Genomic DNA, 914 nt, shown 5'->3' on the forward strand with positions numbered 1-914 from the left:
ATCGTGCGGACAGCAATACGCGGTGACGCGGCCATACGTCGACCCATTCAAGCCGTGCCGCAGACGATCCTCTTGCGCCGCATACGACCGGTTGCTCGTCGGCGAGACACGCTCGTTTTCCATGTCTTCATCGATCTTGTTCGCGGGCAGTTCACATGCCTTGCGAGCGCCGATGATCGACAGGAATCTGCCGAAGGTCTGCGTGCGCGCGGCGTAGGTCTGCCGTCCGCGCTGCCCGCTTGCGTCCTTCGTCGCGCGTTGCGACCACGTATCCATGAACGTGTCGGATTTATACGGGCCGTCCTCATTCGCGAAGCTGTACGGTGCATTCGCCAGCACGTAGGCGTCCGCGACGCAGTGGCCCTTGCGTCCCCACGGATCTTCGACATCGGGGAATGCGTCGCCGAAGAAGGCCGCGGTGAGACCGACAATGTTGCCCTGGCTATGGCAGACGACAGTAATCGGTACGTCGGCCTGCATTCGGCGGATCGATTCGATCAGCCTGGCGAGGCGCAACGCCGCGAGCACGCCATACGCGCGTGGCGGCGCCCGATACAGCGGACGGCTGGTCGGGTTGATGCCTTGCACCGTCATCCATCCCATCGTTCGATCGTCCAGTCCGCCATGCCAAAGATCGGGCAGGCTCGAACAGCCGTTCGTAAACGGACCGCCGCCCCAATAGTCCTTCTCGTTCAGGAAGATCTTGTCGCCGTATTCCTTCAGCTCCGCTCCAGTCGCCCGATAACCCCACCGAAAATGAATCACGGGTGAAAACGACGGATCGGGCTTGACGTAGTTATTCGCCAGCAACTTTGGATTCAAAAACCCATCCGGCGTCACGCTTTCCGTGTACTTCGCGGGCGTCAACTGCCCGGCGTCTACACCGTGATACATCATCTGATCGTCCAGCCGCC

At 61.1% G+C, this 914-nt stretch carries 1 protein-coding gene; it reads right to left on the reverse strand.

The window, feature by feature from the left end; all coding sequences use genetic code 11:
• On the reverse strand, positions 1–914 hold a 914-nt coding region (locus tag ACTJKF_RS31355), incomplete at both ends, for a T6SS effector phospholipase Tle3 domain-containing protein (protein WP_440629009.1).

This window comes from Burkholderia sp. 22313 (genome assembly GCF_052045245.1).
Taxonomy (GTDB): domain Bacteria; phylum Pseudomonadota; class Gammaproteobacteria; order Burkholderiales; family Burkholderiaceae; genus Burkholderia.